20 protein-coding genes and 1 other annotated feature are annotated in these 18,969 nt (G+C 56.1%); of the genes, 17 read left to right on the forward strand and 3 right to left on the reverse strand.

The window, feature by feature from the left end:
• The first annotated feature begins 220 nt into the window (after window positions 1-220).
• The 13 genes from rplB to pheT all read left to right on the forward strand — a co-directional run bounded on the left by rplB (window position 221) and on the right by pheT (window position 9,614).
• Entirely contained in the window at window positions 221-1,054 is an 834-nt protein-coding gene (gene rplB, locus PGS25_RS08800; RefSeq protein WP_116704664.1) for a 50S ribosomal protein L2, read from the forward strand.
• An 18-nt stretch (window positions 1,055-1,072) separates the two neighbouring features.
• Window positions 1,073-1,354: a 30S ribosomal protein S19 gene (gene rpsS / locus PGS25_RS08805; RefSeq protein WP_110435209.1), complete on the forward strand. Its 282-nt coding sequence runs from the start codon at window positions 1,073-1,075 to the stop codon at window positions 1,352-1,354.
• Window positions 1,355-1,371: 17 nt separating this feature from the next.
• A complete protein-coding gene (gene rplV, locus PGS25_RS08810) occupies window positions 1,372-1,707 on the forward strand; it encodes a 50S ribosomal protein L22 (RefSeq protein ID WP_118478296.1) in 336 nt (111 codons plus the stop codon).
• A gap of 13 nt (window positions 1,708-1,720) precedes the next feature.
• Window positions 1,721-2,488: a 30S ribosomal protein S3 gene (gene rpsC / locus PGS25_RS08815; RefSeq protein WP_116704663.1), complete on the forward strand. Its 768-nt coding sequence runs from the start codon at window positions 1,721-1,723 to the stop codon at window positions 2,486-2,488.
• Entirely contained in the window at window positions 2,488-2,913 is a 426-nt protein-coding gene (rplP, locus tag PGS25_RS08820; RefSeq protein ID WP_110435206.1) for a 50S ribosomal protein L16, read from the forward strand. Before rpsC ends, rplP begins: the two co-directional genes overlap by 1 nt.
• Complete coding sequence (gene rpmC, locus PGS25_RS08825; protein WP_110435205.1) at window positions 2,913-3,113, forward strand: 50S ribosomal protein L29; 201 nt, start codon at window positions 2,913-2,915, stop codon at window positions 3,111-3,113. Before rplP ends, rpmC begins: the two co-directional genes overlap by 1 nt.
• A gap of 18 nt (window positions 3,114-3,131) precedes the next feature.
• Entirely contained in the window at window positions 3,132-3,389 is a 258-nt protein-coding gene (gene rpsQ / locus PGS25_RS08830) for a 30S ribosomal protein S17 (protein WP_054326963.1), read from the forward strand.
• Between the two features lie 12 nt (window positions 3,390-3,401).
• Window positions 3,402-3,770 carry a 50S ribosomal protein L14 gene (rplN, locus tag PGS25_RS08835; RefSeq protein WP_116704662.1) on the forward strand — a complete coding sequence of 123 codons (369 nt, stop codon included), beginning with the start codon at window positions 3,402-3,404 and terminating at the stop codon, window positions 3,768-3,770.
• 15 nt (window positions 3,771-3,785) lie between these two features.
• Window positions 3,786-4,103, forward strand: a complete 318-nt coding sequence (gene rplX / locus PGS25_RS08840) for a 50S ribosomal protein L24 (protein ID WP_110435203.1) — start codon at window positions 3,786-3,788, stop codon at window positions 4,101-4,103.
• Window positions 4,104-4,122: 19 nt separating this feature from the next.
• Complete coding sequence (gene rplE / locus PGS25_RS08845; protein WP_117555184.1) at window positions 4,123-4,668, forward strand: 50S ribosomal protein L5; 546 nt, start codon at window positions 4,123-4,125, stop codon at window positions 4,666-4,668.
• Between the two features lie 14 nt (window positions 4,669-4,682).
• The gene (locus tag PGS25_RS08850; RefSeq protein ID WP_110435201.1) at window positions 4,683-4,868 is read left to right on the forward strand and encodes a type Z 30S ribosomal protein S14; all 186 of its coding nucleotides are present in this window, start codon (window positions 4,683-4,685) and stop codon (window positions 4,866-4,868) included.
• Window positions 4,869-5,583: 715 nt separating this feature from the next.
• Window positions 5,584-5,817: a binding site (T-box leader), on the forward strand.
• A 181-nt stretch (window positions 5,818-5,998) separates the two neighbouring features.
• The gene (pheS, locus tag PGS25_RS08855; RefSeq protein WP_110435200.1) at window positions 5,999-7,018 is read left to right on the forward strand and encodes a phenylalanine--tRNA ligase subunit alpha; all 1,020 of its coding nucleotides are present in this window, start codon (window positions 5,999-6,001) and stop codon (window positions 7,016-7,018) included.
• Between the two features lie 187 nt (window positions 7,019-7,205).
• Entirely contained in the window at window positions 7,206-9,614 is a 2,409-nt protein-coding gene (gene pheT / locus PGS25_RS08860) for a phenylalanine--tRNA ligase subunit beta (protein ID WP_270418327.1), read from the forward strand.
• 68 nt (window positions 9,615-9,682) lie between these two features.
• Here pheT and PGS25_RS08865 read toward each other — a convergent pair whose 3' ends face one another.
• On the reverse strand, window positions 9,683-11,431 hold the full coding sequence (locus tag PGS25_RS08865) for a copper amine oxidase N-terminal domain-containing protein (protein WP_270418328.1): 1,749 nt from the start codon (window positions 11,429-11,431) through the stop codon (window positions 9,683-9,685).
• A gap of 145 nt (window positions 11,432-11,576) precedes the next feature.
• Between PGS25_RS08865 and PGS25_RS08870 the strand changes: the two genes are divergently transcribed.
• On the forward strand, window positions 11,577-12,404 hold the full coding sequence (locus PGS25_RS08870) for a polysaccharide deacetylase family protein (RefSeq protein ID WP_270418329.1): 828 nt from the start codon (window positions 11,577-11,579) through the stop codon (window positions 12,402-12,404).
• 238 nt (window positions 12,405-12,642) lie between these two features.
• Here PGS25_RS08870 and aroF read toward each other — a convergent pair whose 3' ends face one another.
• A complete protein-coding gene (aroF, locus tag PGS25_RS08875) occupies window positions 12,643-13,659 on the reverse strand; it encodes a 3-deoxy-7-phosphoheptulonate synthase (protein WP_270418330.1) in 1,017 nt (338 codons plus the stop codon).
• 192 nt (window positions 13,660-13,851) lie between these two features.
• Window positions 13,852-14,535 (reverse strand): peptidoglycan recognition protein family protein, encoded by a 684-nt coding sequence (locus tag PGS25_RS08880; RefSeq protein ID WP_270418331.1) that lies wholly within the window; start codon window positions 14,533-14,535, stop codon window positions 13,852-13,854.
• A 707-nt stretch (window positions 14,536-15,242) separates the two neighbouring features.
• On the opposite strand from PGS25_RS08880, the gene speD reads away from it, so the two are divergent.
• From speD to speE, 3 genes are all read left to right on the forward strand, one after another.
• Window positions 15,243-16,007, forward strand: a complete 765-nt coding sequence (speD, locus tag PGS25_RS08885; protein WP_118647886.1) for an adenosylmethionine decarboxylase — start codon at window positions 15,243-15,245, stop codon at window positions 16,005-16,007.
• A gap of 256 nt (window positions 16,008-16,263) precedes the next feature.
• Window positions 16,264-17,721 carry an aminotransferase class I/II-fold pyridoxal phosphate-dependent enzyme gene (locus PGS25_RS08890; protein ID WP_118761088.1) on the forward strand — a complete coding sequence of 486 codons (1,458 nt, stop codon included), beginning with the start codon at window positions 16,264-16,266 and terminating at the stop codon, window positions 17,719-17,721.
• 16 nt (window positions 17,722-17,737) lie between these two features.
• A complete protein-coding gene (gene speE / locus PGS25_RS08895; protein ID WP_270418332.1) occupies window positions 17,738-18,592 on the forward strand; it encodes a polyamine aminopropyltransferase in 855 nt (284 codons plus the stop codon).
• The last annotated feature ends 377 nt before the right edge of the window (window positions 18,593-18,969 follow it).

The following is an 18,969-nucleotide window of genomic DNA, read 5'->3' on the forward strand; positions in this document are numbered from 1 at the left end:
TCAATAGAATCTGCTTGCAGATTCATAAAAACCGGGAGCATGTATCACGGTTTTTATACAAGAGCGAAGAAAAGTTTCGCTGGTCGGAACTTTTCGCAGCCTTGGTTTCATCCGCGCTGTGCGCGGTGGAACCTCTCTCGTTTGAAAACGTGTTTTCAAACGAAGTAATTGTATGGGGAAGCCACCCCGATAATAACGTATCAAGGAGTTGAAATTCCAAATGGCTATCAAGACTTTCAACCCGACGACGCCCTCGCGCAGAAATATGACTGTGCTTTCCTACAAGGGTCTGTCTAAGGTGAAGCCCGAGAAGAGCCTTCTCGAAAAGGTCAAGAAGACCGCTGGCCGCAACAGCTACGGCCGCATCACCGTTCGCCACATCGGCGGCGGCAACAAGAAGAAGTACCGTATCATTGACTTCAAGCGTCAGAAGCTCGACGTTTACGCCGAGGTTAAGACCCTGGAGTACGATCCGAACCGTTCCGCTAACATCGCTCTCGTTCAGTACGAGGACGGCGAGAAGGCATATATCCTCGCTCCCGAGGGCCTGAAGATCGGCGACAAGGTCGTTTCTTCCAAGGATGCCGACATCAAGCCCGGCAACTGCCTGCCGGTTGAGAACATTCCGGTTGGTACCATGATCCACAACATCGAGCTGTACCCGGGCAAGGGCGCACAGCTGGTTCGTTCCGCAGGCGTCGGCGCTCAGCTGATGGCTAAGGAAGGCGGCAAGGCAATGGTTCGTCTGCCCTCCGGTGAGCTGCGTTACGTCCGTCTGGACTGCAAGGCTACCATCGGCGTTGTTGGTAACTCTGATCATTCTAACGTACAGCTGGGTAAGGCTGGCCGTACCCGTCATCTGGGTATCCGCCCGACCGTTCGTGGTTCTGTAATGAACCCGTGTGATCACCCGCACGGCGGCGGCGAGGGCAAGAGCCCGATCGGTCGTCCGTCTCCGGTTACCCCGTGGGGCAAGCCGGCTATGGGTTACAAGACCCGCAAGAAGAACCACCGCACCGACAAGCAGATCGCTCGTCGTCGCAACGGCAAGTAAGAAAGGAGTTATCTTAATATGGGCAGAAGTGTTAAGAAAGGCCCTTTTGTGGCTCCTGAGCTTATCAAAAGAGTCGTTGAAATGAACGAAAAGGGCGAGAAGAAGGTCCTCAAGACCTGGTCCCGCGCTTCCACGATCTTCCCTGAGTTCGTCGGTCATACTATCGCAGTACACGACGGCCGCAAGCACGTTCCGGTATACGTTACCGAGGACATGGTTGGTCACAAGCTGGGCGAGTTTGCTCCCACCCGTACCTACAAGGGTCACGCGGGCAGCAAGACCTCCAATAACGGCAAGTAAGGAGGAGTTAAAGTAACATGGAAGCAAGAGCTATTGTACGCAACGTACGCATGACCCCGCGAAAGATCAAGCTGATCTGCGATCTGATCCGCGGCAAGGATGCGGGCGAAGCTATGGCCATCATCATGAATACCCCCAAGGCAGCATGCGAGCCGATGGAGAAGCTCCTCAAGAGCGCAGTTGCCAATGCCGAGAACAATCACGGCATGAACACCGACAAGCTTTACGTTAAGGAAGTTCACGTCGGTCCCGGTCCGATCATGAAGCGCGTTATGCCGCGTGCACAGGGCCGTGCATTCAGAATCCTCAAGAGAACCTCGCACATCACGCTGGTTCTTGGCGAGAAAGAATAAGGGAGGGTAATCAATGGGCCAGAAAGTAAATCCGAACGGTCTCCGTGTCGGCGTTATCAAGAATTGGGATTCCCGTTGGTTCGCTAAGGACAATGTGTTCGGCGACCTCCTCGTGGAAGACTACGAGATCCGTAAGGATCTGAAGAAGCGTCTGTACGACGCAGGCGTTCCGGCGATCGAGATCGAGCGCAAGAACGACGAAATCAAGATCATGATCCAGTGCGCACGTCCCGGCATGGTTGTCGGCCGCGGCGGCGAGGACATCAAGAAGCTCGAAGAAGAGCTGACCAAGAAGTACGGCAAGAAGGTTCGCTGCTCCATCATCGAGATCAAGAACCCGGACACCAACGCTACCCTGGTTGCTGAGAACATTGCAGCTCAGCTCGAGAAGCGCATCGGTTTCCGCCGTGCAATGAAGCAGTCCATGGGCCGTGCAATGCGCATGGGCGCCAAGGGCATCAAGGTTTCCTGCGGCGGCCGTCTGGGCGGCGCGGAAATCGCACGCACCGAGCATTACCACGAGGGCACCATTCCGCTGCAGACCCTGCGTGCGGACATCGACTATGGTTTTGCTGAAGCTGCGACCACCTACGGCCGCATCGGTGTTAAGGTATGGATCTACAAGGGTGAGGTTCTCCACGGCGGTCCGCGTCTGGGTCGCTCCATTGAAGCTCCGAAGCCGGCATTCGAGCGCCGCGATCGTCGCGGTGACCGTCGCGGCCGTCGTGACTTCAACCGTGGCGAGCGTCGTGCTCCCCGTCAGGAAGGAGGCAACCGTTAATGCTGCTCCCTAAGAGAGTTAAGTATCGTCGCGTTCATCGCGGCCGTATGACCGGCAAGGCTACCCGCGGTAACTTCGTATCGAACGGTGAGTTCGGTATCCAGGCTACCGAGCCGTGCTGGATCACCTCGAATCAGATCGAGGCAGCCCGTATCGCTATGACCCGTTACACCAAGCGTGGCGGTCAGGTATGGATCAAGATTTTCCCCGACAAGCCGGTTACCAAGCATCCGGCCGGTGCTCGAATGGGTTCCGGTAAGGGCGCACCCGAGTACTGGGTTGCAGTAGTTAAGCCGGGCCGTGTACTGTTTGAGATCGCAGGTGTTTCCGAGGAAGTTGCTCGTGAGGCACTGCGTCTGGCAAGCCACAAGCTGCCCTGCAAGACCAAGTTCGTTGCCCGTGAGAAGAATGGCGGTGAAGCATGATGAAGGCATCTGAGATCAGAGAACTGACGGCTGAGGAGCTGTCTGCAAAGCTCGGTGAGCTGAAGAAGGACCTCTTCAACCTCCGTCTGCAGCTCGCTACCAATCAGCTCGACAACACCAACAAGATCAATGAAGTCAAGCACGACATTGCTCGTATCAATACCGTTATCCGCGAGAAGCAGATCGCGGAGAAGGCATAAGGGAGGGAAACGAATATTATGAGCGAAAGAGCATTACGCAAAACGCGAGTAGGCAAGGTCGTTTCCGATAAGATGGATAAGACCATTGTCGTAGCAATTGAGGATCGTGTAGCACATCCTCTGTACAAGAAGGTTATTCCGCACACCTATAAGCTGAAGGCACACGACGAGAACAACGAGTGTGGCATCGGTGATAAGGTTAAGGTGATGGAGACCCGTCCGCTGTCCAAGGACAAGCGCTGGCGCCTGGTCGAGATCATCGAGAAGGCAAAGTAAGGAGGAGAGCACATGGTTCAGCAGGAAAGCTTTCTGCGTGCAGCTGACAACAGCGGCGCAAAGGAACTGAAGGTAATCCGTGTTCTCGGCGGCTCCGCACGCAAGTACGGCAACATCGGTGACGTAGTTGTTTGCTCGGTGCGCAAGTGCACCCCGGGCGGCGGCGTAAAGAAGGGCGATGTCGTTAAGGCAGTTATCGTCCGCACCGTTAAGGGCCTGCGCCGCGCTGACGGCAGCTATATCCGCTTTGACGAGAACGCTGGCGTTATCATTCGTGATGACAAAAACCCCCGCGGCACCCGTATCTTTGGGCCTGTCGCTCGTGAGCTGCGTGACAAGGATTACATGAAGATCCTGTCGCTTGCTCCGGAAGTACTGTAAGGAGGTCGCCAACAAATGAACAATTTGCACGTTAAGACGGGCGACACCGCAGTCGTTCTTTCCGGCAAGGAAAAGGGCAAGCGCGGCAAGATCCTGTCCGTAAACCCGAAGAAGGGTATGGTAGTAATCGAAGGTGTGAACATGATCAAGTGCCACACCAAGCCCCGCCGTCAGGGTGAAACCGGCGGCATCATCGAGCGCGAGGGTGCGCTGCGTGCCTGCAAGGTAATGCGCGTATGCCCGAAGTGCGACAAGCCGACTCGTGTAGCGCACAAGTTCACCGAGAACGGCACTAAGCTGACGGTGTGCAAGCACTGCGGCGAAACGCTTTAAGAAGAGGAGGTTGCAATAAATGGTTCCGAATATGAAAGCAAAGTATACTGCGGAAGTTGCGCCTGCTCTGATGAAGAAGTTTCAGTACGAGAGCGCAATGCAGATTCCGAAGCTCGACAAGATCGTAATCAACGTCGGCTGCGGTAAGGAAGCAAACGGTAACTCCAAGGTTATCGAGGCTATTGTCCGTGATATCACCCTGATCTCCGGCCAGAAGCCGATCATCACCCACGCTAAGAAGTCCATCGCAAACTTCAAGCTGCGTGACGGCATGCCGGTAGGCGTTAAGGTAACCCTGCGCCGTGACCGTATGTGGGAGTTCCTGGATCGTCTGTTCAACGTAGCTCTGCCGCGTGTACGCGACTTCCGCGGCATCAACGGCAACGCATTTGACGGCCGTGGCAACTACGCTCTGGGTCTGAACGAGCAGCTGATCTTCCCGGAAATTTCCTATGATCAGATCGACAAGATCCGCGGCATGAACATCGTTATCTGCACCACTGCAAATACCGATGAAGAAGCAAAGGAGCTGCTTACTCTGATGGGCGCTCCGTTTGAGAAGTAAGGAGGAGAAGTTAAATGGCTAAGAAGTCGATGGTTCTCAAGCAGCAGGCTAAGCCGAAGTTCTCCAGCCGAGCTTACAACCGCTGCAAGATCTGCGGCCGTCCGCACGCTTACCTGCGTGATTTCGGTATCTGCCGTATCTGCTTCCGCGAGCTGGCTTACAAGGGCCAGATTCCGGGTGTCCGCAAGGCATCCTGGTAAGGAAGAGCGATTTCAAAAAGGAACCCGTAAGGGTTCCTTTTTTTATGCTCTAACGGTGGGCAGAGACCATTTCTGCACCGGATAACCGGGGTACACGAACTGCGCAGGCGGTTCGCCCTAACGGGCGGCTCCTTTTCTGCACCGACTTATCGGGGCACGCGAACTGCGTAAGCGGGTTCGCCCTTTCCGGGCGGAGAGTTTTTCGCTGCACCTCAGCGGGGAGTGCGCTGACGCCGCGCGGGCGCACAAGAGGGTAGACACCTGCGGTTTCCACCCTCTGATTTTCTCCCCTTTCCCTTGGAGGGTCTGGCGCAGATTTCCTATATGTGACCGCTGCGAAATAGGGGAACGGCAGAGGATTTTTCCTACCGTAGGGGAGCACAGTGTGCTCCCCTTTCTCTACCTATTCGCAGTGCCAGACAGTTTACTGCTACACAGGCGGTTTACTCTACGCAGGCGCGACACAAGGTGAATTGCCCGTAGGGCAAGAGAGGGTCCACTGGGGATGACAGTGCCGCGCAACGCTTTTGTGTGTTGTTACGGACGGCACCTGCGGGTTTAATAATTGGTACAATCTATCTCGTAGGGTGCGCCGACCTCGGCGCACCGCCAAACAAGGGAAAACATCACGTTAAATCTTCATTTTAACGAAAAAATCCGGTTTTCCTCTTGCATTTTCCCGCAAAATGTGTTTTAATTATTCTGTTATGAATATTTCAATGCGATGAGCAGGAAAAGTAACGCTGTGTTCCTCTTTCTCAGAGAGAACGGTCCCATGGCTGCAAGCCGTTTATCGAGGTATGGCGCGAAGTTCCCCTGTGAGCACCGGTGCTGAATAGATGCAGTAGGCGCCGGCGAAGTAACGCTCCGTTACCGGCGTTCAATGAGTGCCCGGTTTTTTCGGGAATCAGGGTGGTACCACGGAAGTTTTACGCCTTTCGTCCCTATTTTACGGGGACGGAAGGCGTTTTTTATTACCACTGTAATGGATGATATCCGTAGGGCGCGACGACTCGGCGCGCCGCATCGAACGGCAGCTGATGATTTCAGACGGCGTGCCGAGGTCGTCACGCCCTACGAACTATCCGCCCTCACTTTATCACAAAATCATATTCCAAAGGAGAATTGGTATGAAAGAAAAGCTGCAAGGCATTTTGCAGACCGCGAAGGAGCAGCTCGCTGCCGCGAAGGATTCGCGCGCGCTGGACGAGGCCCGCGTTAAGTTCCTCGGCAAAAAGGGTGAGCTGACCGCGCTGCTCAAGGGCATGAAGGACGTTGCTGCAGAGGAGCGTCCGGTTGTTGGTCAGCTGATCAACGACGTTCGTGCGGAGATCGAAACCATCATTGACAAGCAGAAGAAGCTGATCGAGCAGGCTGCGCTCGAGAAGAAGCTGGAGGCTGAGACCATCGACGTTACCCTGCCGGGTGAGGACGTTGTCATCGGCAAAAAGCATCCGCTGAACATCGTGCTCGATGAGTTCAAGGAGATTTTCCTCGGTCTGGGCTTCTCCATCGCAGAGGGCCCGGAGGTTGAACTGGATCACTACAACTTTGAGGCGCTGAACATTCCGAAGGACCATCCGGCACGCGACACGCAGGATACCTTCTATATTTCGGATAACGTTGTGCTCCGCACGCAGACCTCTCCGATGCAGGTCCGCACGATGGAAAAGCGCAAGCCGCCGATCCGCATTATTGCGCCGGGCCGTGTTTACCGTTCGGACGCCGTTGACGCAACCCACTCTCCGCTGTTCCATCAGATCGAGGGTCTGGTTGTCGATAAGGGCATCCGCATGAGCGACCTCAAGGGCATCCTCGAGCTGTTTGCAAAGAAGCTGTACGGCGAGGACACGGTTGTTCGTTTCCGTCCGCATCACTTCCCGTTCACCGAGCCGTCTGCGGAGATGGATATCCAGTGCTACCGCTGCCACGGCGAAGGCTGCCCGCTCTGCAAGGGCGAGGGCTGGATCGAGATCCTCGGCTGCGGCATGGTTCACCCCAAGGTGCTTGAGATGAGCGGCATCGACCCGAATGAATACTCCGGCTACGCCTTCGGCATCGGTCTGGAGCGTATGGTTATGGGCCGCTTCAAGATCGACGATATCCGTCTGTTCTATGAGAACGACGTTCGATTCCTGCACCAGTTCTAAACCTGCACCCGTAGGGCGGGATGACCTCATCCCGCCGCACTCTCCCGCATGTTACAAGCGATACGTATTATCGTAGGGCGCGACGACCCCGGCGCGCCGCTCGTAAGTATATGCAGGCGGCAAATACGGCGCGCCGAGTCGTCGCGCCCTACGGACAACAATAACACCAAAAGGAGTGTTCCTATCAATGAAACTGCCATTATCCTGGCTTTCGGATTATACCGATATGAACGGCATCACCCCGAAGGAGTATGATGCCAAGCTGACTATGTCCGGCTCCAAGGTCGAGGAGGTTTACTACCTCGGCGCGGAGATCGACAACGTTGTGACCGGCAAGATCCTCGAGGTTGTCGATCACCCGGACTCCGACCATCTGAAGATCTGCCAGCTCGATGTCGGCAAGGAGGAGCCGGTGCAGATCGTCACCGGCGCACCCAATGTAACGCCTGCGTCCGTTGGCGAGATTTGCCCGGTCTGCCTGCACAAGTCCACCCTGCCGGGCGGCGTGAAGATCACCAAGGGCAAGCTGCGCGGCGTGCCGTCCAACGGCATGATGTGCTCGTTCCAGGAGCTGGGTCTGTCCCACGGCTGCGTACCGTATGCGTGCGAGAACGGCATCCTGTTCCTGCCCGCCGGCACCCCGGTTGGCGAGGACATCAAGAAGGTGCTCGGTCTGGACGACTGGGTTTCCGATTTTGAGATCACGTCCAACCGCCCGGACTGCCTGAGCGTGATCGGTCTGGCCCGCGAGACTGCGGCTACCTTCGACCGTCCGTTCAGCGTCAAGACCCCGGAGGTAAAGGGTGTCGGCGGCGACATCAACAAGTATATGTCGGTTGAGGTCAAGGACACCGACCTGTGCCCGCGCTACACCGCCCGCATTGTCAAGAATATCAAGATCGAGCCGTCTCCGGCGTGGATGCGCGAGCGTCTGCACGCCTGCGGCGTTCGTCCGATCAACAACATCGTTGATATCACCAACTATGTTATGCTCGAGTACGGCCAGCCGATGCATGCGTTCGACTACAAGTGCCTGTCCGATGGCCGCATTGTTGTCCGCCGTGCCCGCAACGGCGAGTCCATCCAGACTCTGGACGGCGTGGATCACGACCTGAACGACAAGATGCTCGCCATCTGCGACAACGACAAGCCGGTTGCTGTTGCAGGCGTTATGGGCGGCGCAAACTCTGAGATTATGGACGACACCAAGACCGTCGTTTTCGAGTCCGCAAACTTCCATGGTGCTACCGTTCGTATCACCGCAAAGGCGCTCGGCATGCGTACCGAGGCCTCCGGCCGCTTTGAGAAGGGCCTGGACCCGCGCATGACCCTCGATGCGGTCAACCGTGCGTGCGAGCTGGTGGAGCAGCTGGGCGCAGGCGAGGTCATCGACGGCATTATCGACGTTGACAACTCCGACCCGAACCACAAGCGTCTGCCGTTCGAGCCGGACAAGATGAATGCGCTGCTCGGTCTGGAGCTGTCCACGGAGGAGCAGGTAAAGCTGCTCGAGAAGCTGGGCTTCAAGATCGAGAACAACGAGGTCGTTGTGCCGTTCTTCCGCACCGACATCAACCGTATGTGCGACGTAGCCGAGGAGGTTGCCCGTATGTACGGCTACGACAAGATTCCGACCACGCTGTACGCCGGTGAGATGGTACAGGGTGAGTTCACGCCGGCTCAGCAGGCGGAGCGCGCCGCAGCACTGGTTTGCCGCGAGGCGGGCTTTGACGAGTCCATGAGCCACTCGTTCATCTCTCCGAAGTTCTACGACATGATCGGCTGGGACGAGAATGACCCGCGCCGTATCTCTACCACCATCCTCAATCCGCTTGGTGAGGATTTCAGCGTAATGCGTACCACCGTGCTGCCGTCCATGCTGGATAATCTGGCGCACAACCACGCGCACCGCAACCCGACCGCTTCGCTGTACGAGCTGGGCACCATCTACACCCCGACCGTCAAGGACGGCAAGGCTGACCCGGACGTACTGCCGCACGAGGAGAAGATCCTGACCCTCGGCAGCTACGGCCGCCTGTCCTTCTTCCAGTTCAAGGGCGCGATCGAGGCGCTGCTGCGTGAGCTGAACATCAAGGGCGCGTCCTTTGCTCCCGAGAAGGCCAACCCGTCCTATCACCCGGGCCGTTGTGCCAAGGTGCTCATTGACGGCAAGGAGATCGGCGTATTCGGCACCATTCATCCGACCGTTGCCGCACGCTACGGTCTGTCCGGCGAGGTACTCGCTGCCGAGCTGCAGATGGACGCGCTGCTGGCCGCCATCGACCCGGAGAAGCTGTATCATCCGCTGCCCAAGTTCCCGGCTTCCACCCGCGATATCGCCGTTCTGGTTGATGATGCCGTTCCGGCAGCCTCCATGCAGGCCGCTGTTGAGAAGGCGGCGGGCAAGCTGCTCGAATCCGTCAAGCTGTTTGACGTTTACAAGGGCAAGGGCATCCCGGAGGGCAAGAAGTCTGTTGCTTATTCGCTGTCCCTGCGCGCACCCGACCGTACCCTCACCGATGAGGAGTGCGACAAGGCAATGCGTGCCGCTATCTCGGCGCTCGAGACCGAGTTCGGCGCTCAGCTGCGCGGCTAAGTTTCCGAAAAAGTACAAAAAAGAGCAGATGCTTGGCATCTGCTCTTTCTTTATGGTTTTATAATGCGTTATCCAAGAGAACCGTCCGGATTGACAGAATCCCAGTCATTGGAATAATCATGCTGCGTCCATTCGACGATTTTGTCGCCTGCAGGCGGCGCGTTCTTCGGCTCGACACTGGATTCGGTCGTGCTCAGCGTGATATCGAGCGACAGAATGCCGGTGTTCTTGGTGTGGTAGGTCGCGTTCAATTTGCAGTTCTGCACACTGCCGGAGAACGTCAGCACGGTTTTGGTGGTGTTCCAGCTATCGGAGCGGCTTTCGAGCGTGCCCGAGAACGAGCCGTCCGCCGTGTTCAGCGTGTAGCTGCCGGTCATGGTTTTCCCGTAGTCGTCATTCTGTTTGTCGAGCTTTGCCGTGTAGCGCGAGCCGCTTGCGGTGAATTGTTCATCGCCCAGCAGGTCGTTCGGGCGGTTTACGTCATTCTTTATGTTGCGATAAAAATCCGCCCAGCCAAGCTCATATGCGGTCACGTTGGATTCGTTCGAGGCAACGATACGTTCGCCCACCGAGGCAAAGGTATTGTTCTTCAGAATCTTCAGATTTTCGCTGAACAGAGCGCCGAATGTGCTGTCCGCCCAGTTGATGTGCAGCCACGCGCCGTTCGACAGAGCCTTGAGATCGGCGTCGTCCGTTTTGTCCATCGCCAGAATCTTCGCCACGGCGGGGCACTTCAAATACAGGTCGCCGCTGTCCGCGCTGCATAGGAGCTCGAGCTTGACGTTGCTCAGCGCACTGCGCAGGAGGGCCGCCTGTGCGGCGGTGAGTACGTCATCCGCCTGCGAATCGCCGAGGAAATAAGACGCCAGCACGCGCAGATCGACCGTCACGGTCGCTTCAATGGCTTGTCCGTTCGCCAGAAATTCGGCTTTGACATCGACCTTGTAATCCTTGTTGCCGTCGATGGTGTCGAAGGCGGTATACGCCGCGCCGATCGTCGCCACTGTGCGCAGCGTCTTGGCATTTTCGGTGGACGGCTGTGCCTTGATCCACTTGTTGAGCACGGTAAACTTGCTGTCAATGTCGTTTACAAGCGCCGCGCGGTCATACAGCACGGCGGTCTGCATATCCTGATCCCACTGCACGGTCAGTCCGAACGCTTCGGCAAAAAAGCGCACCGGAACATAGGTGCGTCCGCCTTTTTTGTACGGCGCGGTATCAAGCTGCACGGTTTTGACGGTTTTGCCCGCGCTGTCCGTGACGGTAAGCTGCTTGCCGCCGAGCGCGAACGACAGCGTTTCGCCGTCCTTTTTCGCGGTGATTGCGCCTGCGTTGTAGTCTACCTCAGCGCCGAGCACCTCGGCAATGGCGCGGAAGGGAACCATCACGCGCCCGTTTACCTTTTCCGGCTGTGCGTCCGCAAAGTGGACATACGCGCCGTTGAGCTGCACGGAAAGCTGACAGCGGAGTTTGTATTCCTCGCCCTCTGTCATGGCACGCGCTGTATCACGATAGCATTCCTCTAAATCACCGTCCCAGCCGAAGGACAGCCCCTCCAGATCGTCATACCCCCAGTATTCGACCGCCAGCGTGGGATTGCTGCGCACGGCGTTCAAGTGCTGCCGATAATGGTCACTGAGCGTATCATAATCGAAAACGCCGTAGTACGATTCCTGTTCCATGTACTCCTCTGCGCTGTCGTACCCGAACTGCTGATACATCGGCGGTGTGGCATCCAGTGCAAGCGCGCTCGGCGCAGAGCCTGCCAGCAGCAGTGCCGCCAGTGCCGCAGAGGCAAATCGTTTCATCTTTTTCATGTCGTAACCCCCTCATGTTGGTGTTACTACCATTGTACAGGAAATCGGTAGGGGTTGTCTACCTGTAACCTGACGCAAATTGGCAGAGAAAAATCGGCATATTGCCCATGCAGCCGCATAGGGTAGAGCAAGGGAGGGCACTGCTATGTTTATCACGATCACACGCACGGGTCTGCGCCGAATCGGTGTGGGACTTAGCGCTTTTGCGGTTCTGACTGCGGTTTTCATTCTGTTTCCGCGCGAAAATACTGAGCCAACAGCCGCCGAACAGGCGGTTCCCGCGTCTGTCAGCGACTGGGGATTATCGTTCCAGACCGAGGGACAGCCGCCGGTCGGCAATGTCTCCGCCGAGGAACTGCGGCAGTACAACGCGTTTTACGTCGGTGATACGAGCAAAAAGACCATCTACCTGACGTTCGACGCGGGCTACGAGAACGGCTGCACGCCTGCTATTCTGGATGCGCTCAAAAAGCATAACGCGCCTGCCTGCTTTTTCGTGGTGGGAAACTTTATTGATACCGCACCGGATCTCGTAAAGCGCATGGCCGCAGAAGGGCATATTGTGGGCAATCACACGCTGCACCATCCGGATATGTCCGGCATTGCGGATAAGAGCGCGTTTGCGGCGGAGCTGAACGGTCTCGAGGAGAAATACACCGCGCTGACCGGTCAGCCGATGCAGAAATTTTATCGTCCGCCGCAGGGCAAGTTCAGCGAGGAGAATCTCCGGCAGGCGCAGGAGCTGGGGTATACCACGGTTTTCTGGTCGCTCGCGTATGTGGACTGGTATACGGATAACCAGCCGACCGATGAGCAGGCATTCTCCAAGCTGCTTCCGCGGATACATAACGGGGCCATCGTGCTGCTGCATTCCACCAGTGAGACCAATGCGAGGATTCTCGATGAATTGCTGACCAAGTGGGAGAGTGCGGGTTATACCTTTGGCGCACTGACAGACCTTGCATCCGGCTAAACCGCAGGGGTACGGCTCGGCGCACCGCAGGTAACGATTGGTACGCGTTATCCCGTAGGGGAGCACAGTGTGCTCCCACGCAACACCAAATCACACGGTTCACGGGCGAACACTGTTCGCCCCTACGGTTACGCAGCTGCAGATGGTTTACAAACGGTGCGCCGAGGTACGGGAAAACGATATGGTAAAATAAAACCCTCTCTGGATTTTCAGAGAGGGTTTTGTGCATTGTTTGCTTTTACGGCATCATGGTGCGGCCTTCAAACTCGGCGCGGCGCTTGATGTCCTTCATGACGGTATCGAACTGGTTGAGGTCGAGCGACTGCGCACCGTCGCAGAGGGCGTGCGCGGGATCGTTGTGCGCCTCGATGATCAGGCCGTCAGCACCGGCAGCGATGGCTGCGCGGGACAGCGGCTGCACCATATCACGGCGGCCTGCTGCGTGGGACGGGTCGATGATGATCGGCAGGTGGCTGAACATCTTAACCAGCGGAACAGCGGAGATATCCAGATTATTGCGGATCAGCTTCTCAAAGGTACGGATGCCGCGCTCGCACAGGATAACATTGGTATTGCCGCCTGCGAAAATGTACTCGGCAGCCATGAGGAACTCCTCCATGGTGGCGGACAGACCGCGCTTGAGGAGGATCGGCTTGTTCGAGCGGCCCAGCTCCTTCAGCAGCATGAAGTTCTGCATATTGCGGGCGCCAAGCTGGATGATATCCACATCCGCGAACAGGTCGAGGTGCTTTTCGCTCATGATCTCGGTGACGATCGGCAGACTGGTCTGACGCTTTGCCTCGAGCAGCAGCTTGAGACCCTCGGCCTCCAGACCCTGGAACGAGTACGGGGAGGTACGCGGCTTGAATGCGCCGCCGCGCAGGAAGGATGCACCGGCAGCCTTGACGCGCTCGGCACACTCGACGATCTGTGCTTCGTTCTCGACCGAGCACGGACCTGCCATAACATTGAAGTAGCCGGTGCCGATCTTGCGGCCCGCAACCTCGATGATCGTGTCCTCGGGATGGAATTTGCGGTTGACGGCCTTAAACGGCTCGGTCACGCGCTGTACACGCTCGACCACGTCATACGCCATAATGTCCCTTTCATCGAGCCGGGTCGTGTCGCCCATCAGGCCCAGGATGGTGGTATCTGCGCCCTCGGAATAGTTGATCCGCAGCCCCATATCCGTGAAATGCTGCATCAGTTTTTCGACATGTCCTTTGTCGCTGTTTTGTTTGAGTACAACGATCATTTCAGTTCACTCCTTCACAATGTGATAAATTTTAAGCAAGATTTACGGTACGCTTAAATTTTTTCAGCTTTTTTACAGCGTACGATTTAAAGTATACCATATCAGAGGGCAAAAAGAAAGAGCGATTTACGACAAATCGCCCTTTGATTTCCCACGCTTTTTGCACATGGTTGCATTCTGCTAACCGGCTGCTTACGATGCGTTTGCCGCCTCATCGGCCTTCAGCTCCTTGTATTTGGCGGTTACCGCGCTGCAGAATTCATCCCAGCGGCCGCTGTTGATGAGGGTGGACGGGCAGATTTTGCCCGAAAAGTCCTGATGCTTTTTCAGTGCCTTGGACGGGTTCAGGTCGTACTCGATCAGCAGCCGCGCGCACAGCTTTTCGGTGTTGAGGAGCGTCTGTTCGTAGTTGCCGTCCGAGTTGACGCACATTTCAATGCCGATGCCGTTCATGTTGCCGCCGTTCTTCTCCATGCCGTCGCCTGCGTGATAGGCAGTTTCGTCATCCGGCAGATGGTGGTAGATCTCGTGATCGTCCACCGTGTAGTGCCACGAAACAATGCCCTCCTCGGCGTTGGCGTTCTGGTGGATGAATGAGTTGTGCGCGGCCGCATTTGCGCCGGAGCCGGTGTTGTCGGTCTCGTGGATGACAAGATACTTGATCTCGCGCTTCTGTCCCGGTCGGGCGCGTGTGCCCTCGGGAAGAAAGTCGGTCATCACCGGAATATCCTCAATGTAGGTCAGACCGGCGTCGGTCTGCGGCTCGCGGAACACGATCCTCTGTGTCAGCATGCCCGCCGCAAACGACACGATCATCAGTCCGACTGTCAGCATCAGGCTGACCCGAAGTCCCTTGCTTCTCTTTTTGCGTGCCATGATTCACCTTATCTTTTCAAAATGATATCGTCTTACTGTTCCATTGTACTACGTTTTACGTGATTTTTCAAAACAAAGACTGTAAACTTTTTGTGATGGCGGCACCGTATATGCGGATTCGGTATCAAATTCGTAAAATTTGCAAGATGAACTTGCATTTGCACGCGGATTCCCTTATAATAAAAGTTACTCGGAGAGGCGAAGCCTTTCAGCAGAATTTCTTTGACCGCCCGGTTTCTGCGCGAAAACGGTGCCAAGGCCATACGGACAGCCGGGTCAAATGCCGAAACTGGCAACTTTGTTGCCTTATTGAATTTTATAAGTTGGCTGACTAAAAGCCGTGTGCCGCGGGCGCATCACACTTGTGAAACGATCAATAAGAGTACAAAGGCAACACCGTACAATGAAGACTGCGGCGCTTTGCGGAAATTTTGCACCCTGATTTCGTTGTGATTTTTTGCAATACAGCAAGTATTGCCGCAAAACCACGCCTTATCAGAGCACAAAATTTACTCGCAAATCGCTCTTGCTTCATTATGCGGTATTGCCTAAAAGTAACGATTCTTGCTATATAGACTCTTTCCTCTTCCATAAAACCTACGGAATGTGCAGAAGCATCTGCAAAAAGAGAATGATCACCCCCAAGTGAAAGCGTACCGTGTGTACCCCTTTCGCCTGGGGATTTTTTGGTATTGTGAGGATATGAAATGCAGAACAAGCTTAAACTTTACGGGTTCAACAACCTGACCAAGGCGCTGTCCTTCAACATTTATGATGTCTGCTATGCAAAGACCGAGCGCGAACAGCGTGACTACATCAAATATATCGACCAGCAGTACAACTCCGAACGACTGACCGGCATTCTCGAGCGGGTGACCGAGATGATCGGTGCGCATGTGCTGCACATTTCCAAGCAGGATTATGACCCGCAGGGTGCCTCCGTAACCTTTCTCATCGCGGAGGAGCACATGAAGCCCGCGCTCGAGCCGGATACCATTGTCGCGCACCTCGACAAGAGCCATGTTACCGTGCATACCTATCCGGAATACCATCCGGATACCTGCCTTGCCACCTTCCGCGTGGATATTGATGTTGCCACCTGCGGCGAGATCACGCCGCTGTCTACGCTCGATTACCTGATCGGCTCGTTCGATTCGGATATCATCACCATGGACTACCGCGTGCGCGGCTTTACCCGCGATATCGAGGGCAAAAAGCTGTTCATGGATCACCATATGACGTCCATTCAGGACTTTATCGACCCGAAAACGCTCGAGCGGTACGACGCATACGACATTAACGTGTACCAGTCCAATCTGTTCCACACCCGTATGCTGCTCAAGGAGATCGATCTCCAGAACTACCTGTTCAACACCGACATCTATGAGTTGCCGCCCAAGACCAGACTCAAGATTCACTCCGACCTCAGACGAGAGATGATTGAGATATTTTCGGGCAAGAACATCTACTGATTTCGATTGAAAATACATTTTCAATCGAGAAAGACAAACCGAACGATGTTCGGATTTGTCTCACAATAAAGGGGAGGCCAGTGGCTTCCCGCGTAAGCTGTCTGCTCAGGATAAAATGGGCGCACACTGTGCGCCCCTACGGTGACGTTTGTACCGATGGTAAATCGTAGGGGCGAACATTGTTCGCCCACGCAACGTAAAAGAGTTACCAAACTCCTGACTGTAAAAAAGTTTTCATTACAAAGAGGGTTATATAATGGATCAATCCCGTGCGCCAATTATGGAGGCGCTCGAAAACTTCAAAGACATGCGCATTGTGCCGTTCGATGTGCCCGGACACAAGCGCGGACGCGGCTCGCCGGAATTAACGAAATTCCTCGGTCAGCAGTGCATGACGGTGGACGTCAACTCGATGAAGCCGCTCGACAATCTATGCCACCCGACCAGCGTTATCCGCGAGGCCGAGGAGCTGGCGGCGGATGCGTTCGGTGCGGCGCACGCCTTCCTGATGGTGGGCGGCACGACGAGCAGCGTGCAGGCGATGATCCTGTCGGTGGTAAAGCGCGGAGACGAGATCATCCTGCCGCGCAACGTACACCGCAGCGTCATCAACGCGCTCGTGCTGACCGGCGCGATTCCGGTTTACGTCAACCCGCAGATGAACGACCGGCTTGGCATTTCGCTCGGTATGTCGGTCGCGGATGTGAAGGCCGCCATTGAGAAGCACCCGTCCGCGAAGGCGGTGCTCGTCAACAACCCGACCTATTACGGCATCTGCTCGAACATTCGGGAAATCGTAAGGCTCGCGCACGCGGCAGGCATGAAGGTGCTCGCTGATGAGGCGCACGGCACGCATTTCTACTTCGGTGAAAATATGCCGGTCTCCGCGATGGCGGCAGGCGCGGATTTGGCATCCGTTTCTATGCACAAGTCGGGCGGCTCGCTCACGCAGTCCAGCTTTCTGCTGTGCGGTCCGTCCATGAACGCGGAGCACGTTCGCCAGATTATAAACCTGACCCAGACGACCTCGGGTTCGTACCTGCTGATGGTCAGTCTGGATATTTCGCGCAAGAACCTTGCCCTGCACGGCAAGGAGATTTTCCGAAAAGTCGTTGACCTGACGACCTATGCGCGTGAGGAGATCAACGCCATCGGTGACTACTACGCCTACGGCAGCGAACTCATCAACGGCGACACCGTGTACGACTTCGACACGACCAAGCTGGCGGTAAACACGCTGGATGTTGGTCTGGCGGGCATCGAGGTGTACGACATTCTGCGCGATTTTTACGATATTCAGACCGAGTTCGGTGATCTCGGCAACCTGCTCGCCTATGTCTCGGTGGGCGACCGAGAGCGCGACCTCGAACGTCTGGTAGCCGCTCTGGCGGACATTCGCCGCCGCTACAAGCGCGACAAGGCGACGCTCATGCGGCAGGAGTATATCTCTCCGCAGGTGGTAGCCGGCCCGCAGGAGGCGTTCTACGCGGACAAGAAGGCCATGCCGCTCGAGGAGTCGGTCGGACGCATCTGCGCGGAGTTTGTCATGTGCTATCCGCCCGGCATCCCGATCCTCGCGCCCGGTGAGCGTATCACCCGCGATATTCTTGATTATATTCGCTACGCCAAGGAAAAGAACTGCATGCTGCTCGGCACCGAGGACCCCGAGGTGAACAGCCTGCAGGTCATCCGCGGCGTTGTCAGCCCGGAATAAAAGGAGCGTTTCACTCATGCAACTTACCTTTACTGAAATGCACACGCCGACGGTTGGGCTGCAGATACAGGTAGACCGTCAGCTTTACACCGAACAGAGCGACTTTCAGCGCATCGACGTGTTTGAATGCGAGGAATTCGGTCGGTTTCTCACGCTTGACGGCTACATGATGCTGACCGAGCGGGATGAGTTCATCTATCACGAGATGATGGTGCATGTGCCGCTGGCCGTGCTCGGTGAGAAGATTAAAAAGGTGCTCGTCATCGGCGGCGGTGACGGCGGCTGTGTCCGCGAGCTGTGCCGCTATCAGCACATCGAGCACATCGACCTTGTGGAGATCGACGAGCGCGTTGTCGCGGTCTGCAAGGAGTACCTGCCCGGTGTGGCATGTTCGCTCGACGACCCGCGCGTGCACATTCTCTATCAGGATGGCCTGAAATACATCCGCCGGATTGAGGACGAGTACGACCTTATCATCATCGACTCGACCGACCCGTTCGGCCCGGGCGAGGGTCTGTTTACGATGGAATTTTACGGCAACTGCTACAAGGCGCTCAAGGAGCACGGCGTGCTCGTCAACCAGCACGAAAGCCCGTTCTACAAGGGCGATGCGCTGGCGTGCCAGAGAGCGCACCGCAATATCGTACACTCGTTTGAGCAGAGCCGTCTGTTTCAGGCGCATATCCCGACCTACCCGTCCGGACACTGGCTGTTCGGCTTTTCGTCGCGCGGCGTGCATCCGGTGCGCGATCTGAATCCGGACTGGTGGAACAGTCTGGGACTGGAAACCAGATACTACAATACCAATCTGCATAAGGGTGCGTTCTATCTGCCGAATTATGTGCAGAAGCTGCTGGAAAAGGTAGAGTAACGTAAGCGTTGGACAACCGCTTTCTCTGCACCGGCTGACTGGGGCACACGAACTGCGTGAGCGGGTTCGCCCTATCCGGGCGGCAGCCTTTTTTCAGCACCGGCTGACTGGGGCGCGCGAACTGCGTGAGCGTGTTCGCCCCTGACGGGCGGAGAGTTTTTCGCTGAACCTCAGCGGGGAGTGCGCTGACGCCGCGCGGGCGCACAAGAGGGTAGACACCTACGGTTTCCACCCTCTTGTGAATCACCCCTTTCCCTTGTTGGGATAGCTTGGGTGCAGACGGTAGACTGCGTAAGCAGGAAAAGGGGAACGGCAGTCGGGTTACTCTTGCGTGATTTTCGCAAAATATTCGCAGTTCACAGACAGCGTACTGCTAC

The sequence above is a fragment of the Butyricicoccus sp. AM78-15b2TA genome (assembly GCF_027665985.1).
In the GTDB taxonomy this organism is placed as follows: domain Bacteria; phylum Bacillota; class Clostridia; order Oscillospirales; family Butyricicoccaceae; genus Agathobaculum; species Agathobaculum butyriciproducens.

Excerpts from the sequence above, each read along its gene's own strand:
- rplB (WP_116704664.1), top strand. The coding sequence starts at position 221 with ATGGCTATCAAGACTTTCAACCCGACGACGCCCTCGCGCAGAAATATG.
- rpsS (WP_110435209.1), top strand. The coding sequence starts at position 1,073 with ATGGGCAGAAGTGTTAAGAAAGGCCCTTTTGTGGCTCCTGAGCTTATC.
- rplV (WP_118478296.1), top strand. The coding sequence starts at position 1,372 with ATGGAAGCAAGAGCTATTGTACGCAACGTACGCATGACCCCGCGAAAG.
- rpsC (WP_116704663.1), top strand. The coding sequence starts at position 1,721 with ATGGGCCAGAAAGTAAATCCGAACGGTCTCCGTGTCGGCGTTATCAAG.
- rplP (WP_110435206.1), top strand. The coding sequence starts at position 2,488 with ATGCTGCTCCCTAAGAGAGTTAAGTATCGTCGCGTTCATCGCGGCCGT.
- rpmC (WP_110435205.1), top strand. The coding sequence starts at position 2,913 with ATGAAGGCATCTGAGATCAGAGAACTGACGGCTGAGGAGCTGTCTGCA.
- rpsQ (WP_054326963.1), top strand. The coding sequence starts at position 3,132 with ATGAGCGAAAGAGCATTACGCAAAACGCGAGTAGGCAAGGTCGTTTCC.
- rplN (WP_116704662.1), top strand. The coding sequence starts at position 3,402 with ATGGTTCAGCAGGAAAGCTTTCTGCGTGCAGCTGACAACAGCGGCGCA.
- rplX (WP_110435203.1), top strand. The coding sequence starts at position 3,786 with ATGAACAATTTGCACGTTAAGACGGGCGACACCGCAGTCGTTCTTTCC.
- rplE (WP_117555184.1), top strand. The coding sequence starts at position 4,123 with ATGGTTCCGAATATGAAAGCAAAGTATACTGCGGAAGTTGCGCCTGCT.
- PGS25_RS08850 (WP_110435201.1), top strand. The coding sequence starts at position 4,683 with ATGGCTAAGAAGTCGATGGTTCTCAAGCAGCAGGCTAAGCCGAAGTTC.
- pheS (WP_110435200.1), top strand. The coding sequence starts at position 5,999 with ATGAAAGAAAAGCTGCAAGGCATTTTGCAGACCGCGAAGGAGCAGCTC.
- pheT (WP_270418327.1), top strand. The coding sequence starts at position 7,206 with ATGAAACTGCCATTATCCTGGCTTTCGGATTATACCGATATGAACGGC.
- PGS25_RS08865 (WP_270418328.1), bottom strand. The coding sequence starts at position 11,431 with ATGAAAAAGATGAAACGATTTGCCTCTGCGGCACTGGCGGCACTGCTG.
- PGS25_RS08870 (WP_270418329.1), top strand. The coding sequence starts at position 11,577 with ATGTTTATCACGATCACACGCACGGGTCTGCGCCGAATCGGTGTGGGA.
- aroF (WP_270418330.1), bottom strand. The coding sequence starts at position 13,659 with ATGATCGTTGTACTCAAACAAAACAGCGACAAAGGACATGTCGAAAAA.
- PGS25_RS08880 (WP_270418331.1), bottom strand. The coding sequence starts at position 14,535 with ATGGCACGCAAAAAGAGAAGCAAGGGACTTCGGGTCAGCCTGATGCTG.
- speD (WP_118647886.1), top strand. The coding sequence starts at position 15,243 with ATGCAGAACAAGCTTAAACTTTACGGGTTCAACAACCTGACCAAGGCG.
- PGS25_RS08890 (WP_118761088.1), top strand. The coding sequence starts at position 16,264 with ATGGATCAATCCCGTGCGCCAATTATGGAGGCGCTCGAAAACTTCAAA.
- speE (WP_270418332.1), top strand. The coding sequence starts at position 17,738 with ATGCAACTTACCTTTACTGAAATGCACACGCCGACGGTTGGGCTGCAG.